Here is an 18,138-nt window from a genome sequence, read left to right as displayed (position 1 = left end):
AAAGGGTACCAAAAGCCTTTTCTGAAAACAACAAAGATTTCCTTCGATAAGTCCTTAATTTATATCTTAGAACATGCCCCCTAAAGCAAAGAAGAATCGCTGAGATACATCAATTTTTTCTCCATTCAAAGTCTCGGTTGGACGGAAGGGCCAACCAAATCCTAACATAACAGGAACATTATTCATTACATCGAAGCGCAGACCAAATCCAGCACTACTACGTAGATCTTTTAACGAAATCTTATACTCTTGTAAACCGACAAAACCTGAGTCTAAGAATACAAAGGCACTAATATTAGGTTGTCTGATGAGAGGGTATTGAAACTCTTCTGAAATAAGGAGCGAAGAGAGTCCTCCCTGAGGTTCTGTAGCAGAGTATTTTGGACCGATAATAAAGGATTTATATCCCCGAACTGTAGTCTCTCCACCTAGGAAGAAGCGCTCACTGACAGGAACTCCTTCAGCTGTAGTATTGCTATAGGGTTTAATAAATTGAGCTTCCCCTTTGATTTTCAAAATACCTTTACGCGTAAGTTTTCTATAGATAGAGCTGTTTAAAGAGAGTTTTGTAAAATGATAAGTTCCTCCCAAACCAGAAACCTCAAAAGTCACCCCCCCGCGAATCCCTGTAGTTGGAGTTCTAGGACTATCTACAGAATCGTAATTCAAGTTGACACCTGCAGCAGAGACAAATCCTTTATTGCTGTCTATATTTGGCCCTAGGAGGAACTTACGTTTTTCATGTAAACTCGTTTGACTTCCTCGATAAAATAGACCGTATTTCAGGTGTTCGTTCAAGATATACGTTGTGCTGACGTTCCCGCCATAGGTTTGGACAGCATAATCTTTAGATAATGCTCTGTTAATTGATTTATCTAATTCAATTCCTAAAATCCAAGGAGTGTTTAGAAAATGAGGTTTAGTCCACTTCAAAGTATAGTCTGTGACTTTGTCCCCGAAGTTGGCTTTTAAGAATAGATGTTCTCCACCGCCTCTTAGACAACGAAAACCTTTAGAAAATATATTTCTAGCTCCAAATAGATCAAAATTACTTTCAGATAGTTCAATTCCTCCAAAAAGATTGTCAAGAGAACTAAATCCTAAGAATAAGCCTAAGTTTCCTGTTGTTGTTTCTTTGACTTCTACAAAAATATCTCGGTATTGATCCGCATTGCCCATAGGATCAAGTTGAGAACGAACTGTATAGACACTAACGCTTTGGAAGTAGCCTGTATTTCTTAAACGTTGCTCAGTATCTTCTAGCTTTAAGCGATTGAATGTATCTCCTGGGAAGAGACTGGTTTCGTGTAAAATAACGTCAGATTTTGTATGGGTATTCCCAGTAATTTTAATTAACCCAACTTTATAAGGAGACCCTTCACTTACCTCATAAGTTACATCATAAATAGGGCGGGTTGCGTGAGGGATGAAGAGAACGTCTACATTGGTATTGATGTAGCCATACTTTGCATAAGTTTGTTTGATCTTATGAGCCCCATCCCATATTTTATCGGGGCAATAAAGATCATTGGGGCCGACTTGGGATTGCTTTTCTATAAGGCGTTTTGGCAAAACCTCAAACCCTTGGATATGGACGTGTCCTAAGGTATATCGCGACCCTCGATCAATATCCATGTAAAGAAGAATATTCCCTTTGTCGTCAAGGTCATAGTGAGAGTTGACTATAGCATCAGCGTACCCGTTATTATGTAGGTAATTCGTAATTGCCAAGCTATCTTGTTCAACAATATCTGGGTGATAGAGTCCAGATCCAGTAAACCAACTTGTAGTTGTAGAGTGCTGCTTGGTTTGAATAAATTCTTGGATATCTGATTTTTCTGATCGAGAGATTCCTGAGAACGTAAGCTGTTTAATTTTCCCGCAAGGACCTTCATTGATTTTAATTAAAACATCGATGTGACCTTTTTCTTGATTGTGTTCCAGACTGTAGTCTACACTGGATGCGAAATATCCTCGCTTGAGATAATACGTTCTTAGATCATCAAGACCCTTAAGAAATTTTTCTCGTTCAAAGAGATCATTACGGTAAATTTGTAGGGTTTTAAGAATTTTATGTTCAGGAACGACTTGATTTCCTGAGATATGAATATTTCGAATTGAGGGTTTAGCTATTAGGTGAAGGGCTATGTTAGTTTTCCCTTCAGAAAATTCTACTTTAGGCTCAACAGAGTCGTATTCTTTAGCTAGAATTCTCAAGTCTTCATCAAAATCTAATTGAGAAAAAAGAGCCCCACTTCTGGTCTTTAATTTGGGTAAGGGATGTTTATTTGAAGCATTTTCTCCTTCCGTTATGATTGTGATAGAGTCTACCACCACATGGCCTTCTTTAACTTTTTCAGTAGAAAATAAAGTTAAAGGGGTTTGGATTAACGCTAGAATAGATATTTGCAAGATAACTTTATTTCGCATGATGAGCATTCCCAAGAGTCTTCCCTAGATAGAAAGCTTGTTTATCAGATAATGAGGTAAGCACAAAAATAGGGACAAAGAAGTTTTTTAACAAGACCTTACTACTTAGATTATTTTTGTATTTCTAAAGAAATTTAAATTGTGTTTGATTTTTTCCCGTCCTAACACCGGGATTATTACTGTGCTCAGACTAGAGCCTGAATATTTCGGCGGGTTTTTTGCTTCCTTAAAAAGCTTAATAAACCTTGTCGCTCAAATAACTCTACTGATTACATGGTTTTAAGGCAAATTCGATAATTCACTGTGTCCTAGGGGAAAGTAAGAAAGACTAGCATAGAAGAGAACCTTGTTTACTTTTAGGATAAGAGAGCTGCTAATAGGAGTGTCGTCCAGAAAAAGCTCTTGCCAGTGTCCCTGAATCTACATAATCAAAAGATAAGCCTATAGGAAGACCTAAAGCTAGACGGGAAATATTTACAGAGAAATGTTGTAATTCTTGTTTTAGAAAAAGGGCAGTAGCATCTCCTTCTAAGGTTGCATCAATGGCTAGGATAATTTCTTTTGGGCATAGCGTTTCTATGCGTGATTTTAAAATGGAGAGACGCTCGTTTTCTATATGTTTCCCTGTAATGGGCGATAAGAGTGAACCAAGAACATGATAACGTCCCTTGAATACTTTAGAACGTTCTAGAAAGAAAACATCTTTTGGAGAAGCGACAATACATAGACTTTGGTTATCTCTTTCTTCTCTACAAAAGTGACAGTCTGCCTCTTTAGATTCTTTGAGAGTAAAACATAGGGGACAGTGACTACGCTCACTAGCAACATTATGAAAAGCGTTACCTAATATTTTTAATTGTTCGCTGTCCCAAGAGATGAGTTCAAAAGCAAGTTTTTCTGCTGTTTTAAATCCAATTCCTGGAAGTTTTCGTAAAAAGAAAATTAATTTAGATAAGTAATCTGGATATCTTGTCATAGTGATGTGAATTTTATTTTTACATTCGGGTCTGGGGCCTAAATTAAGGTTAGAGTATAAACTCTCTGAATAGTATACTAGCTTTTTTCTTTACATGTGGTTCTCTGTGAATAAAAACAAAAAAGCAGCAATTTGGGCAACGGGTTCCTATTTGCCTGAGAAAGTTCTTTCAAACGCAGATTTAGAAAAAATGGTAGATACCTCTGATGAGTGGATCGTGACCAGAACGGGGATCAAAGAGCGTCGTATTGCTGGACCTCAGGAGTACACTTCTCTTATGGGAGCCATCGCTGCAGAGAAAGCTATAGCAAATGCGGGTTTAAGCAAGGATCAGATTGACTGTATCATTTTCTCGACAGCAGCACCAGATTATATTTTCCCATCAAGCGGAGCTCTTGCTCAAGCACATTTAGGCATTGAGGATGTCCCTACATTTGATTGCCAGGCGGCTTGTACTGGGTATTTGTATGGTTTGTCTGTAGCTAAGGCTTATGTAGAATCAGGTACATATAACCATGTATTGTTAATTGCTGCTGATAAGTTGTCTTCTTTTGTAGATTATACAGATCGGAATACCTGTGTGTTGTTTGGAGATGGAGGAGCTGCTTGTGTCATAGGGGAGAGTCGGCCAGGATCTTTAGAGATTAATAGGTTGTCTTTAGGCGCAGATGGTAAGCTAGGAGAGTTATTAAGCCTTCCTGCTGGAGGTAGTCGTTGTCCTGCTTCTAAAGAGACTTTACAATCAGGCAAACATTTTATTGCTATGGAGGGAAAAGAAGTTTTTAAGCATGCTGTGAGACGTATGGAAACGGCAGCTAAACATTCGATAGCCCTGGCAGGCATTCAGGAAGAGGATATAGATTGGTTTGTACCTCATCAAGCTAATGAAAGAATAATAGATGCTTTAGCGAAGCGTTTTGAGATTGATGAGTCTAGAGTGTTTAAGAGTGTACATAAGTATGGAAATACTGCGGCCTCGTCTGTGGGCATTGCTTTGGATGAATTAGTTCATACAGAATCCATTAAGCTTGATGATTATTTACTTTTAGTTGCCTTTGGGGGCGGTTTGTCTTGGGGCGCAGTAGTTTTAAAGCAGGTCTAATAAGGACGATAATTTCATGAAAAAACGTTATGCTTTTTTGTTCCCAGGACAAGGGAGCCAATATGTAGGTATGGGACAAGACCTATATATGGAGTATCCTGAGGTTAGAGAGCTTTTTGATTTTGCTAATGAAAGGTTAGGATTTTCTCTGACTTCAATTATGTTTGAAGGTCCTGAGGATCTTTTGATGGAAACAGTACATAGTCAGCTAGCTATTTATCTTCATAGCATGGCTGTGGTAAAGGTTCTATCTCAGCGTTCTTCTATTCAGCCTTCTTTAGTCTCTGGATTAAGTTTAGGGGAGTATACTGCTTTAGTTGCTTCCGATAGAATCTCCGTGCTCGACGGCCTTGAGCTTGTTAGAAAGCGTGGTCAGTTAATGAATGAAGCTTGTAATCAGAGCCCAGGGGCTATGGCGGCTTTATTAGGGCTTCCCTCTGAAGTTATAGAGGAAAATATAACAAGTCTTGGTCAAGGAATTTGGATTGCTAATTATAATGCACCCAAACAGCTTGTAGTGGCTGGAATAGCAGAAAAAGTAGACCAAGCGATTGAGTTATTTCGTGATTTAGGATGTAAAAAAGCAGTTCGTTTAAAGGTGTCTGGAGCATTTCATACTCCTTTAATGCAAGTTGCTCAAGATGGCTTAGCTCCAGACATTTATGCTTTATGCATGAAAGATTCTAGCCTTCCCTTAGTGTCACACGTGGTAGGAAAATCTTTAGTAAATACTGAAGAAATGCGAGAGTGTTTAGCTCGGCAAATGACATCACCTACGTTATGGTATCAGAGTTGTTACCATATCGAATCAGAGGTGGATGAGTTTTTAGAATTAGGTCCAGGAAAAGTTTTGGCTGGTTTAAATCGCTCTATAGGGATTTCTAAACCGATTACAAGTCTTGGTACTTTTGCTCAGATTGAAAAATTCCTATCAGAGGTATGATTTGTATGGATATAACATTAGTAGGCAAAAAAGTTATAGTAACTGGAGGATCTCGAGGAATTGGACTCGGGATAGTTAAGCTTTTTCTTGAGAACGGAGCAGATGTAGAAATTTGGGGATTGAATGAGGAGCGAGGTCAGGCTGTTATAGAAAGTTTAACAGGCTTGGGTGGCGAAGTTTCTTTTGCTCGTGTGGATGTGAGTCATAATGGTGGAGTGAAAGATTGCGTGCAGAAATTTTTAGATAAGCACAACAAAATAGATATTTTGGTAAATAATGCAGGCATTACCAGGGATAATTTGTTGATGCGTATGTCTGAGGACGACTGGCAATCGGTGATTAGCACCAACTTGACTTCCTTGTATTATACATGTTCCTCAGTGATTCGCCATATGATTAAGGCGCGTTCAGGATCTATTATAAATGTGGCTTCTATTGTTGCTAAGATCGGTAGTGCGGGCCAGACCAACTATGCTGCTGCTAAAGCTGGGATTATTGCTTTCACAAAATCTTTAGCTAAGGAAGTAGCTGCAAGAAATATTCGTGTCAACTGCCTTGCTCCAGGCTTTATTGAAACAGACATGACAAGCGTGTTGAATGACAATTTAAAAGCTGAGTGGCTTAAGTCGATCCCTTTAGGTAGGGCTGGCACTCCAGAAGATGTTGCTCGTGTGGCGTTGTTTTTAGCCTCGCAGTTATCGAGCTATATGACCGCGCAGACACTGGTTGTTGATGGGGGATTGACTTACTAAGACAATAGAAGAAAGGGATTTGAAAATTTCTCTTCGAGAACTAATTAAGTAACCGTCGAATAAAAAATGATTTTTTGCGATACTAATTCTCTTTCTCTTTGTCCCTAGGGAATAGTGAAGTATTGTATAGTTTAAATAGTAAAAGGATATAAGCAATGAGTTTAGAAGATGATGTAATAGCAATTATTGTTGAGCAGTTAGGAGTGGATCCAAAAGAAGTTAATGAGAACTCTTCTTTTATTGAAGACTTGAATGCTGATAGTTTAGATTTAACAGAATTGATTATGACTTTAGAAGAAAAATTTGCTTTTGAAATTTCAGAAGAAGATGCTGAGAAGCTTCGTACTGTCGGGGATGTATTTACTTATATTAAGAAACGTCAAGCTGAACAATAAACTTTCTTATATTCTGGGTGCGTCGTAATCTTTTTTAAAGCTATTGTTTTTCAATAGTGATTACGGCGTGCCTTTTTTTCTATAGAGTAGCTCATCTAGAAAGATTTATTTTGTCTTTTTAAGGTTCTCTGAACTTGATTTGTTTAGCATAGAGCTCTAAAAAAGATAAAGCTACGGATGGGCACTCTTCCACAATGTTTAGAATTTGTCCTTTGCTAAGAACTAGCATGCGGACTTGTGTATTTGCAGAAGCATTGTATTCCCTGGGCTTATTATTGAATAAGCTTTCCTCTCCAAAACAATCTAAAGGTTTTAAATTTAGAGGAGACTCTAGTTTTTCTTTAGAGATCGTAATGTATCCTTCTACAATGATATAAAAGCTGAATCCAGGTTGTCCTATAGAGAATACATTGCTGCCAGGCTTAAATATTATCGTTTCAGTTTTATCGGCAATTGTTAAAAGAAGGTCCATGTCTAAAGATTGGAATATAATCGTTTTTTTTAGTAGAAAGGCGCGATCGATCAAATTCATAAAAAAGTTCCTTATTCACACCATAGTTTTAGTTTTTGACAAAAGTAAAGGCACAGAGACGTATCCTTGAGATGGATTGTATTATTTTGGGAAGGATAGAAGCAATAACTACGATGCAGGTAGTTTAAAGAAAAGCCTCCACAATGGTTTAAGAAGAATCAGTGTTGTTAAAATCAAAGATTTTAATATCACCACAGATGTAATACTTGATACGTAGATCTTACCTTTAAGATAGAAGAGTTTCAAGAAGGAACCGTTGAAATTGATTTTTCTTGCAGTCGAAACTTATAAATCAATCTTGGTTTTTTTAAATCTTCAGTTTCCCAAGGTTTTTCTGTGGATATCTAAATTGGAATCATTGAAGTTTAGATAGATAAGAAAGATATTAGGGTTTCTGATTCCTCTGTCCTGAAGTCTTCATGTTCTTGGTTATAGATTGTATTTACAGATTGGAAGTCTGGATCGCAATAGGAAAGTTCTTCTTTGAGTTGCTGTGCTGTTAGTTTGTTTAAAGATGATGGGGAGTTTTCCATCATATTTAAAAGTTCTTTAAGAGTTAGAGGAATCACACCACATTTGAAGTAGTATTTTTCGCTATAGCACATGCCTGGTTGATTAACAAAGGGTTCTAGTAAAGAGAATAAGTGGCTATCGCAGTTTTTTTCTAAAGATTCTAGTGCTTGTGCTTTGATTTTTTGGTTTTTACTAGTTAATGCTCGAATCAGTACACCAGAGTGCTCCATGGAACCAAGAATCCCTAGGAGAGAGAGCATGAAGTTTACTTCTGCATAATAATTAGAATTTAATGTGTTTGCCAGCAAGCTGAGGTTGTATGTGGGGTATTTCTTTTGAATGTAATGGCCGTGATAGGAATAGAACAGAGCCTTACTTGCTTTAGACTTCACAATTTTATACGCGTGTTTTTTCAGCAGCCAATTATCGATTTTACAGAGGGCTTTGGCGGCAAGGATACGACAACGATTGTGTGTTCCCTCATCGGTGAGGACTTGGAGAAATGCTGGGGCGACTTCTTTATCCAACTCTCCAATCATAGCCTCAGCATATTTTCTAGAGGTGTTTTTTAGTTGTGATGTTGTCATCAGTAAGTCTTTTACGAATGAGATATCTAAAGCAATGCTAATTGTTTTTAATAGATATTGACTTGCTTCATCATTATGCGAGCATTGTCGTAGTCTTTTCAGAAGTTCGGGGCAATAAGGTTTATGATTAGCTCTAACAGAAGTGTGTAGGGCTTTGCAGGTGACAATTAAGATATCTTCGTTTTTGGTGTTCAAGAAGTCTAAAAGAATTGGGAAGTTCTGTGGATTCTTTTCTAATTTCAGTATGGTCAACCCCATGACTATATCTTCAGGTTGATCCGAGTTGAGTAGTTCTTTCAGGCGCTTGTCTGCAAGGTCTCGATAGGGCCCATAAGCTTCCTGTCTTCTTACTGTAAGAATTGCGGCAAGAAGTCTATCACCAACAGTATCATAGAGGTCTTCAGCAATATGAGTGATATGTAGGAGATCGTGTTCTGCAAAATAAAGATGTATTGCTGATGCGATGGCAGGATGGGGGAAAATACTTGTCCAACGTTTCAGGAGCTCTAAGGTTAGAAAATCTTTGGCCCATAAGCTAGATTTTACCATTTCTATAGTCTTGAGTTTATTAGGGAGGCTGAGCTTGTTCATATGGGCAAGGAGGCTTGGAAGGACACTGCGGCTTGCTAGATTTAAGAGATGTTGAAAAGCAAAGGTTTGATGACGCTCACTGGGGTGTTTAAGATGAGCAAGTAAGAAGAGTTCGACTTGTCTCTTTTGTTTAACTGTCATAGATTTGATCCAATCTTGCATAGAGCGGGTAAGTTGTAGGGCTTGTGCAGATAGATTTTTGAGAATCGCCTTCGCATAATAAGAGCGTACGAGGCAAACCAGAATAGTGGCGATTAGTGAGATGATTAGGCAGAACACATATTGTTGAGAAGACAAGAAACAGACTAAGGACCAGACCAACATCCCGATAGGTTCTATAAAGGATTCCACTACGATGCGAATTTGGTTTCGGATTTTGTTGGGGACTCCATAGATGAGTAGTTGGAGGTTGTTGTCATCAAGAGCGTAGGTAACGCCTTCACGTACTACCATAGCAAGGACAGCAATGCTTAGGGTTGTTTTAAAGGTCCAAAATAGAAAGAGGCTTAAGAAACATAGCGGAGCAAATAAAATGATATTATTGACTCCAAGACGCTTTACTATTCTACTGTAGGCGAAAAGAGCAAAGCACATATTTCCTAAAGAAATCCACAGGGAACACTTTCCTATGTGTGCGACGAGTTCGAATTCTTCCTTAGAGGCAAATTGAATTTCAAAGATTTTTAAATAGTTAAACTCTGTAGCAATCGCTAGCAATTGCATGAGAAAATAAAAGCAAAGCAGATAAAAAGTATATTTATCATAAAAACAGAGTTTCAATGCTTTTGATAAGGGTGGTGGGTGGCCTGTATCTATGAAAAGGTCATGGTCATCGGAAAGCGACTTTAGAGATTTTGAAACATAGAATACGATAGGGAATGTCAGGACCAGGGCTGCTGTAAATAAAATCAGGATGCCCTGGATTCCTATTGTGTGTACCAGGCTAGCTATGATTCCGCTGCCGATAGCATCTCCTAAGAAGATGATAGCATTAAAAATACAGAAGTGTCGTTTTCCATCTTGTAAATTAAAAAATTGATCTACAAATCCCCAAAAACTCGTGTAAGAGAGAATCGTTAAACTCCAAATTACAATCCGATAGAAAAACAGAGGAGACCGGGGGGGATCGATAGCAAAGATAGAAGAGAGAATAAGATAAAAATTACAAAGGATAGATAAAGAAACAGGAATTAAGAAAAGAGCTGTTGCTGAGATGTGTTTTTTAAAAAGATTGTAAAGAATTAGGGATGAAAGAACGCAAAGGATCAGAGAAGAACCTAAATAAATTTTTGGTAATTCTGCCGATCCTAATTTTTCAATGAATAAGCCTTCAGCTAGAGAGAGAGTGCCGTAACAACCTATCCCCCAGACCAATCCCAAGAGAAAAAAAAGGAAAGCCCTTTTTTCTTCCCCATGATGTAGGTTAAACAGCAGTCGCAAAACTCTCTGCATACTCCATACCTACCCAAGCAAAAGAAGACATTTTATAAGAACAAAGTGATTAATTGCAAGGGAGGTATGAAGAAAATTACTATTACTTATTCTAATTCAATTTATTTTTTTAAGAAGCCGGTAGAGGCGTGTTCTTATTTGTTAAAATTAATCCTAGAGTTCCAATTAGCGCAATAAAGCAAATAATAGAACCGCTCACCATAGCCCAAATCAGATTTGTTTCACCCTGCATCAATAAAGCTACTTGAGGCAAGACGCCCGTAAATCCAAGCACAGCTAGTATTATGATAATAATAGCCAATAAGGAGATCGTCATTAAGATTGCAGTAACCACTAGAACTCCTGTACGAGCTCCTTTTGTGCTTTGTTGTAGAGTAGATCGCATGAGCTGTAACTCGGATCTTATAGTGGTGATTTCTGTTTCTATTTGAGCTGGTACAACAGGCGGCGGTATGGGATGATGATGATCATCTGCCGGTCCTGGTTGAAAAGGCGCACCCGCTCCTCCTGTAGGAGCTCCTCCTACTTGAAGGATAATAGATGCGGTTGGTAATCGATCGCGTTGTTGTTGAAGAACCGTTTCGGATAATGCTTGAGTATGCTTCATCATGGTTAGCAATTGAGTTACTAGCTGAGATTCAGAAGTAGACGGGAGTTGCTGTGGCTGCTCGGCAAGGAAAGAGGCATCGCCACTAGACTGAAAGGGGATCGGTGAGGTCATAAAATCACTATTTTTTGTGTTTTTTACTTATTATCTTGTTGTACGGACAGTAATTACGGGTTTAATTAGAGAGTTTGCTACAAATGTGCACAAGCAAATAAGCGCAACCGAGGTTGAAGCTATAATTGGTAGTGATACGCAAGCACCTATGGTATATAGGTTAAGAGCTGATAGAAGTAGAGGGAAACCTCCGCAAGCAGCAATAATACAAGCTATAAGTACAGCAATTGCAATTAAAGCAATTATCGTTAATACGACTGCTAGTACTTTTTTGAATTTGCATGGAGATTGAACAGTAACAGATCCTTCAGTACTTCCAGAGGGACCGCTTCCAGGTTTTTCGGAAGCAGATAAGATTAGGGCTGCGGCTGTTTGCAATGAGTAGATTTCATCAGCTGAAGGCTGTATGCCAGCATCAGCGGTTAGAGCCGCAGTCAGTGTTTTTAAGCCTTCAATATCTCCTTTGTTTTCTCTTGCTAGTTCGGATACCTGTTGGTATTGGACATTTAAGCAGGTGATTTGGTCTGACAATTCTTGTGGGGTTGGTATAGGTGCTGACATATGTTTTTCCTATCTAAAAATAGATTAATGCCAAACATACTAGGCCAGGAAAAACGTTATTTTCAATCTTTAAATATTTTTTTCTTTCCAAAATGCTGTGATTCTACCCTGAATATTCAGAGTAGAATTATCGATTGGATTTATAGAATTTCGTGATTGTAACGGGAAAATCTTAAATAAAGTTGTTTATTGAACTTCCATAAGATTATGAGTCCTAAAGACCACTGCAGGACTAAACTGCCCAGACTATAGAGAGAAATAGGATTCCACCACTGACCATTTTCAGGGAAGAGTCCTTCATAGAAATACCATCCTAAAAGAAGAATTCCCTCAATTGGGAGTAAATATTTGATTATATAATCAAAGGCTTTGTTGAGTCGGAGATCTCCAGGAGCAGCGTTAATGACTTCTTTCTTTAGTTTAGGGAAGCCATAGACTAAAGCTGCGTAAATAAAGATCAAGCCATTTACAATAAGTGCAACTCCCCAAACGGTATCTTGGTTAGAGAAAAATGTGAGACTAAGTGCAGAAGGGATCCCTAGGACAAAGGCAATGATTGTTGCCAGGGTTTCAGAAATGTAGGGCTTGATTCCAAATTCTGCAAGAGTCTGTGAGAGAAGGAAAAGCATGGAAATCATGGAAGAAAGCGCTGCCATAGAAAATGCTAGGAAGAAAATAGAGCTAAACAGGGTGGTTAGATAAATTCCTCCAGGCAAACGGGTAAATAACTCTGGTAGGTAGATAAAGGTAATCCCTATGCTTGAAGCTCCTGCTCCATCTTGTAGCTGCGTGGTTCCTAAAATGTCTAAAGAAGCACATGTGGAAAAGATAATGATCCCCATGATTAAGGAAACAAGGTTATTACATATAGCTGTTAGAGCTCCATTGCTCACTACTCCCGTTTTTTTTGAGGCAAAGCCCGCATACACAAGCAGTAGGCCCCATCCGGCTCCCGTATCCCAAGCATTTTGCGTAAGAGCTTCTATCCATACTTTGTAGTTTGAAAAGCAACTTTTATCACAACTAAAGAGTTGTTTGATTCCTTGAACGGCTCCTGGAAGAGTCACTGCTCGTAAAAGTAGAGCGATGGTACATAGAAAGAATGCGGGGATCAGGATTTTATTACATTTTTCAATCCCATGGACAATGCCTTTACGAATGACAAGATAGGCTAATCCTAATGAGGTGAGGTGTGCCCAGAGAGGGATAGAACTCTGATAGTGGGATGTCCATAATTTTGCAAAGTCATTTCCCAGGTGAATTTTTCCTGAAACTGCATAATAAAAGTAGCTTAATCCCCAACCTACAATTGTAGAGTAGTAGGCGAGTATACAAGTGGTAACAAGGGTAATGAAGCCCCCAGCCCAAGCAAATTTTTTCCCTGCAGTTTTAATTAAAGCCCCTATAGGAGCTTTCTTGGTTAGTTTCCCAATAGAGAGTTCTATAATAATTAAGGGTATGGACCATAAAAATAAAAAACATAGCCAGAGAATTAGGAATGCACCACCTCCGTTCTGAGCAGCAACTCTCGGGAAGCGCCAGATGTTTCCTGCCCCAACGGCAATCCCTATCATAGAGAATATAAATCCTAGTCGAGATGAAAAACTGGCGTGTTTTTTATTCATGGTTAAAGCACTCCTTTATAGTGAGAGTTTTTTTGAGAGTTGTTAGTTTGCTAAACTGACTACGCAGCAATCAGACCAAACATTAAGAGAAGTTTCTATCATATCTATTACAGTATAAAAAGGTAAGATGAGACCTAATATAGATAAAGGAACATTCATAGATGTGAGAAGAGAAAGAGTAAGAAAGTAGCATCCCATGGGTACGCCCGCATTTCCTATAGCTGCGAGAGTCGCAATAAAAATCCATCCTAAAGACATTAGAGGCGAAATGATCATACCATTGGAAGTCGCAACAAACAAAACAGTAATTAGAATAAAAGCAGCGCACCCGTTCATGTTAATGACAGAGCATAGCGGGAAGCTAAATCGAGAAAGATTCTTATTTATTTTTAAATCATCTTCAGCAAGTTCCATGGTGAGGGGTAATGTTGCTGCCGATGATTTTGAGAAAAAAGCTGTCACTAGTGCAGGAGACATTGCTTTTGCGACTTTTAAAGGAGAGACTTTGTTTATTTTAAGTAGTATGGGGAGAACAATAAAACCTTGGGCGAGGTTCGCTCCTATAACGCAAAGCAGATACTTGGCAAACATTGTAAGGTTGCTTTGATCTTTCAATTCTTTGAACAAGATGACAGAGAACCCGAGCATTGCTATTGGGAGAAGTTTTAGACCGCCTCTAGCCAGGTTGAGAAAGATAGAAAAAAATGAATTAAAAAATTGATTTACGAAATGTTTTTCTTTTTCTTGAAGAAATAGGGACGCGGTTCCTAGCAGGACTGCTAGGCAAGCGGCTGAAATGACATTTCCTTGGAGGAATGGCTTAAAGATATTTTCTGGGAGGGTGTCGCTAAGGACATCCAAGTATCCTAGGGGATTACACTTTGTAGTTGTGGCTAGGGCATCTTGAGTTATCATTTGGGGACGGAGTAAAAAGAACAGCAGAAGTCCAATGGAAGCAGCGATAACTGTTGTCAGCAGGGTATAATATAAAATTCTTTTTCCTAGAGTCACCATAGTATTGAAATTTTGTATAGAAGTAATGGTGGAGCCGAGAGCGCAGAATACCAAAGGAATGCTAAGTAAACGTAAGAATTTTAGAAAAGTATTTGCTATGCATTCGGCAGAATAAACAATCCATGGGGATTGCACACTTCCTAAACCTAGGCCAACCAATATAGAAAGAAGTAATAAAAGATTATTTTTTGTATAATGAGAGCGTTGTTTTTTCATAAGTCGATTAAAATTTTAATTGGTAAATAAGTATAACAATTCGTGAATTTCTTTTCTTTGGGTTTGAATGCCGAGCAAAATTTTATAATGTAATTATGTCTTGTTTTAATCTTACATCTACAAACGAAAGTTTAAGACCAATTAGTCCTAAGGCATCTTTCCCCAAACAAGGATGGCAAAGCTATTTTCGTTCAGCATTGCGAAAGCATAGATCTGATACCCTGTCCGTTTCTGTTTGTAAAGTGAATAAATATGATGCGAACCTTTTTGTGAGGCTCACGGTGATCGCTCTTGCTGTCGTGGGTGTGTTGATTCTATTCAGTATAATGTTAGCGAGCATACAAGGTACACTTGTAATTACTTCCTGGCCTTTGGTTACTGCAGCAATTCTTATCCCAACAATTTTGCTTACTGGAGGCATGTACATTCTGCATCGTCTGGGGAAGAAAGTAGATGTAATTTCAGGGGTGTGTATTCCACCTTTTAGCAGACGGTGTTGGGTTCCTATATCCTCCAGCCATACTTTGGAAAAATTCGATGAAAAGCACGTGAGTGCTTGCTCTTATCTAGATATATCGACGCTGAGTGCTGACGGTTCTGGAATAGCTGCGGTTTATCAATGTCCACCATTATTATTTCGCGCATTCCCTTGTTTTGGAATTCCGTGTGCGATGCCTTTTGTAGCTTTGCTTAGAATGATTTACAATTTGATACGCTTTTTAGTGGTTCCATTTTATATCATTTTCCGAATGATTTACGAGCATTTTTTCTGTAAACATCTTCCCGAAGACGATAGATTTATTTATAAAGATGTTGCTCGAGAGATGGGGCGGTCTCTTGCTGCTTTTTTGAAAGCTCCTTTTTATGCTTCTGCATGTATGATAGGAGCTTTTTATAGTTTGTTGGACCCTCTTGCAGGCCGTGTATTGATGGGGAGTGTAGAAAGAGATTGGAATGATAACGTGATACTTGCGCGATCTGTATCTTTAGCCAATGAGGCTCATTCCTTATTCCGATTTGAAGGAGGTGGGGGGCGTAAAGGTTTAGGACAGCATGCTTTTTATTTGATGTTGTGTTGCCAGCCACAATCTGTCTTCCTTTTTGATAAAGGAGAAATTGTTTCTGGAGCCCATCCCTCAATCCAGCTCCCTGAGAGACGAGGGCTCGACACTAGTGGTAGATATCCACATATAAGTGTGATCCCTGATTCGGGGAATGACAGTGCTAAAAATTTTATTGTTTAAGTATCAAAAGAATTTAACCTAGAGTCTTTTGCGAGTTTTAAACAAGATTTATAGTGACAGGCTCTTTGTTTTAAAGACGATGGGCAGCCTTTTCTAAAGGGGATAACTGTCACTATAGAGATAGAAAATATTTTTAATTGAAAAATGAAATAGGATAGACTGATCTCAGTTTTGAAGCTATGAAATGATGAAGTGCTTTGTCAATAAGAAATAGATGTTCTTGTTTTTGAAAAGATTAAAAGAAGGTTTTTAGAATTCTTTTCAAAAACTAGTTTTTATTAGTGGGTAAGAACACCTTCTAATATGAATTTCAAGGTGATTTAGCTATGATAATTAAAGAAGGTGTATGATTAGATCACCATTACCTTTTATTTCCTCTAAAAGAGCCTTAAATATGTTGGGCTTGCAGGATGAGTTCAGTTGTCCAGAAGATGTGGTTGATTTCCTTTTCTCTGAAATTGAATTATTGGCACAACAAGACGAACCGAGCGAGGGCTACTTAGCTTTGTCTCGGTCTCTATTAATGATGACTCACAATCACCCTAAAGTTGTAAAGAGAGTGATTTTCTATGGGGTCTCTTATGGTTTAAAACATAAAAGTATGTCGATTTTCATTGATGTTTTGACCTATATAGATTTTCTTTTTGAAAAATTAGGAATTAGTGCTTCTGATAGGCTTTCCTTGTGCTCTGCAAGAACCTGTATCAATTTTGAACTTTATTCTCAGACGGGAGAGATGAAATTTCTCTCTGAAGTTGTAGATAATTTCCGTTTAATAGAACAGCTTTTGAAAATGCATCCTCAACTGAAGAATCGTTTAGGATGGGAGCACTTCCGTATAGGAGCTAAGCAAGAAGAGGTTTCTTTAGTAGCAAGTGCTTCTGTGTATCAGGCTGTGGGCCGTAGTTTTATAGAATTATACCACAAGCACTTAGAATTGAGTGATTTGGCCTGCGGCATGAAATGTCTGGCCTTAGCTCTAGATTTATCACCTAATAATGCTCATATCCATGCTGACTATGCTAAGGGCCTGGTAGTTTTAGGAACTAGACAGGGAAAGTCTTTGCTCATAGAAAGAGGGATGGAGCATTTTTCTAAAGCCATTTTTCTGAGTTTCAGCAGGGATGGTGACACCCTTGCCTATCAAAATTATCGTTATAGCTATGCTCTTGCTTCTGTGAAGTTATTCGATCTGACTTATAAAAAAGAGCATTTTGATCAGGCTATGAACATCCTTTACCAAACCGTTCAGGCGTTTCCTAATCTTTCAGGGCTATGGATGGTTTGGGGTGAGCTCCTCATTCGTTCGGGATGGTTGAATAGTAATATGAAGTATATTGAAGTTGGTTTAGAAAAACTGGCTTCTTTACAAAAAAAGACGAATGATCCCATTGCGCTTTCAGGTTTACTAGCTACAGGGATTGCTATTTTAGGGTTATACTTAGAAGAACCAAATTTATTTAAAGATAGTCGGCACAGGCTGATTTCTGCTATGAGGACGTTTCCTGGCAATAGTGCGTTAGTCCATGCTCTTGGTGTTGTGCAGCTTTGCTCCGCACTTTATTTCAATGAGGACTCGCATTTTGCTTCTGCTATTTCTTGTTTTCAGTCTTGTTTAGAATGGGATTTGGATGCGACAGGAATGTGGCAAAAATTATTTGATGCATATTTTTCTTGGGGGATCAAGAAAAAAAGTGCTAGATTGCTACGAAAAGCTGTAGATGTAGCAAGTAGGTTATGTTCTTTGCGTCCAGAGGCTTTTTTATTTTGGAGTGATCGAGGATTAGCATTAAAATGCTTGGCAGAAGCCACAATCGATGAAGCTTATAAAGAAATTTTCTTATCAGAGTCACTGTTACATTATCAGAGAGCGTGGGATTTAAGTGGTCGACTGGAAATCCTAGAACTTTGGGGACAATCTCATTATTTGCTTGCCGAACTGCAACAAAGTTTGTTTCATTATGATGAGGCATACACACTTTTAACTAAGGTAGATCTTACTTTATCCTCCTCTAGGGTTAAATTGATTCTTGCTGCGGTTTTGTTGGGGAAAGGAAGATTACTACAAGATACAGACCCGGCTGAAGAAGCACGGGAGATTTTAGAACCTCTAGTTGAAGTTTATCTTGAAGATGAGAATTTCTTACTACTGTTAGGAAAAGTATACTTATTCCTATTTTGGAAAAATAAGAATGTGTGTTTAGGTAAGCTTGCTAGAACATATTTAGAGAAGGCAACTTCTTTGGGGTGTCCAGAGGCGTATTATACTTTGGGAAAGTTTTATGCAGTGATCAAAGATGTGAACAAGGCGTGGGGAATGGTCATTCGCTCTGCGCAGTATGGCGTTCGTATTACAGAAGCCAAGTGGTTAAACGATCCTTATTTAGCTAACCTCAGGGAAATCCATGCATTTCGTGAAGTTGTAGAGAATCAAAAGGGAAGATTATGGTTGGGGAACAAAACCGAAATGAAGAGAAACTAGAT

The 18,138-nt window shown here is 38.4% G+C and carries 14 protein-coding genes; 6 read left to right on the top strand and 8 right to left on the bottom strand.

Features of this window, described 5'->3' with window-relative positions:
* Window positions 1–66: 66 nt before the first annotated feature.
* Window positions 67–2,439, bottom strand: coding sequence for an outer membrane protein assembly factor BamA (bamA, locus tag CPB_RS01540; RefSeq protein ID WP_041466953.1), 2,373 nt, complete (start codon window positions 2,437–2,439; stop codon window positions 67–69).
* A gap of 364 nt (window positions 2,440–2,803) precedes the next feature.
* Window positions 2,804–3,406: a recombination mediator RecR gene (recR, locus tag CPB_RS01535; protein WP_010882947.1), complete on the bottom strand. Its 603-nt coding sequence runs from the start codon at window positions 3,404–3,406 to the stop codon at window positions 2,804–2,806.
* A 94-nt stretch (window positions 3,407–3,500) separates the two neighbouring features.
* Between recR and CPB_RS01530 the strand changes: the two genes are divergently transcribed.
* The 4 genes from CPB_RS01530 (at window position 3,501) to acpP (ending at window position 6,598) form a co-directional block, all read left to right on the top strand.
* On the top strand, window positions 3,501–4,508 hold the full coding sequence (locus CPB_RS01530) for a ketoacyl-ACP synthase III (RefSeq protein WP_010882946.1): 1,008 nt from the start codon (window positions 3,501–3,503) through the stop codon (window positions 4,506–4,508).
* A 16-nt stretch (window positions 4,509–4,524) separates the two neighbouring features.
* A complete protein-coding gene (gene fabD, locus CPB_RS01525; RefSeq protein ID WP_010882945.1) occupies window positions 4,525–5,451 on the top strand; it encodes an ACP S-malonyltransferase in 927 nt (308 codons plus the stop codon).
* A gap of 5 nt (window positions 5,452–5,456) precedes the next feature.
* On the top strand, window positions 5,457–6,203 hold the full coding sequence (gene fabG, locus CPB_RS01520; RefSeq protein ID WP_010882944.1) for a 3-oxoacyl-ACP reductase FabG: 747 nt from the start codon (window positions 5,457–5,459) through the stop codon (window positions 6,201–6,203).
* Between the two features lie 155 nt (window positions 6,204–6,358).
* Complete coding sequence (acpP, locus tag CPB_RS01515) at window positions 6,359–6,598, top strand: acyl carrier protein (RefSeq protein ID WP_010882943.1); 240 nt, start codon at window positions 6,359–6,361, stop codon at window positions 6,596–6,598.
* 118 nt (window positions 6,599–6,716) lie between these two features.
* Here the strand turns inward: acpP and CPB_RS01510 are convergent, their stop codons facing one another.
* From CPB_RS01510 to CPB_RS01485, 6 genes are all read right to left on the bottom strand, one after another.
* Entirely contained in the window at window positions 6,717–7,130 is a 414-nt protein-coding gene (locus CPB_RS01510; RefSeq protein ID WP_010882942.1) for a cyclic nucleotide-binding domain-containing protein, read from the bottom strand.
* Between the two features lie 365 nt (window positions 7,131–7,495).
* Window positions 7,496–10,273, bottom strand: a complete 2,778-nt coding sequence (locus CPB_RS01505) for an MFS transporter (protein ID WP_010892075.1) — start codon at window positions 10,271–10,273, stop codon at window positions 7,496–7,498.
* 109 nt (window positions 10,274–10,382) lie between these two features.
* Entirely contained in the window at window positions 10,383–10,994 is a 612-nt protein-coding gene (locus tag CPB_RS01500; RefSeq protein ID WP_010882940.1) for an inclusion membrane protein IncC, read from the bottom strand.
* Window positions 10,995–11,024: 30 nt separating this feature from the next.
* Window positions 11,025–11,555 carry an inclusion membrane protein IncB gene (gene incB, locus CPB_RS01495; protein ID WP_010882939.1) on the bottom strand — a complete coding sequence of 177 codons (531 nt, stop codon included), beginning with the start codon at window positions 11,553–11,555 and terminating at the stop codon, window positions 11,025–11,027.
* A 140-nt stretch (window positions 11,556–11,695) separates the two neighbouring features.
* Complete coding sequence (locus CPB_RS01490; RefSeq protein ID WP_010882938.1) at window positions 11,696–13,180, bottom strand: sodium-dependent transporter; 1,485 nt, start codon at window positions 13,178–13,180, stop codon at window positions 11,696–11,698.
* A gap of 42 nt (window positions 13,181–13,222) precedes the next feature.
* Complete coding sequence (locus CPB_RS01485; RefSeq protein ID WP_011126102.1) at window positions 13,223–14,410, bottom strand: dicarboxylate/amino acid:cation symporter; 1,188 nt, start codon at window positions 14,408–14,410, stop codon at window positions 13,223–13,225.
* 95 nt (window positions 14,411–14,505) lie between these two features.
* Between CPB_RS01485 and CPB_RS01480 the strand changes: the two genes are divergently transcribed.
* Entirely contained in the window at window positions 14,506–15,654 is a 1,149-nt protein-coding gene (locus CPB_RS01480) for a hypothetical protein (RefSeq protein WP_010882936.1), read from the top strand.
* Between the two features lie 346 nt (window positions 15,655–16,000).
* Window positions 16,001–18,136 carry a tetratricopeptide repeat protein gene (locus tag CPB_RS01475; protein WP_010882935.1) on the top strand — a complete coding sequence of 712 codons (2,136 nt, stop codon included), beginning with the start codon at window positions 16,001–16,003 and terminating at the stop codon, window positions 18,134–18,136.
* Window positions 18,137–18,138 lie beyond the last annotated feature (2 nt).

Source organism: Chlamydia pneumoniae TW-183 (genome assembly GCF_000007205.1).
Taxonomy (GTDB): Bacteria; Chlamydiota; Chlamydiia; order Chlamydiales; family Chlamydiaceae; genus Chlamydia; species Chlamydia pneumoniae.
The sequence above is the reverse complement of the archived record's forward strand: the minus strand, read 5'-3'. Positions and strand labels throughout refer to the sequence as shown.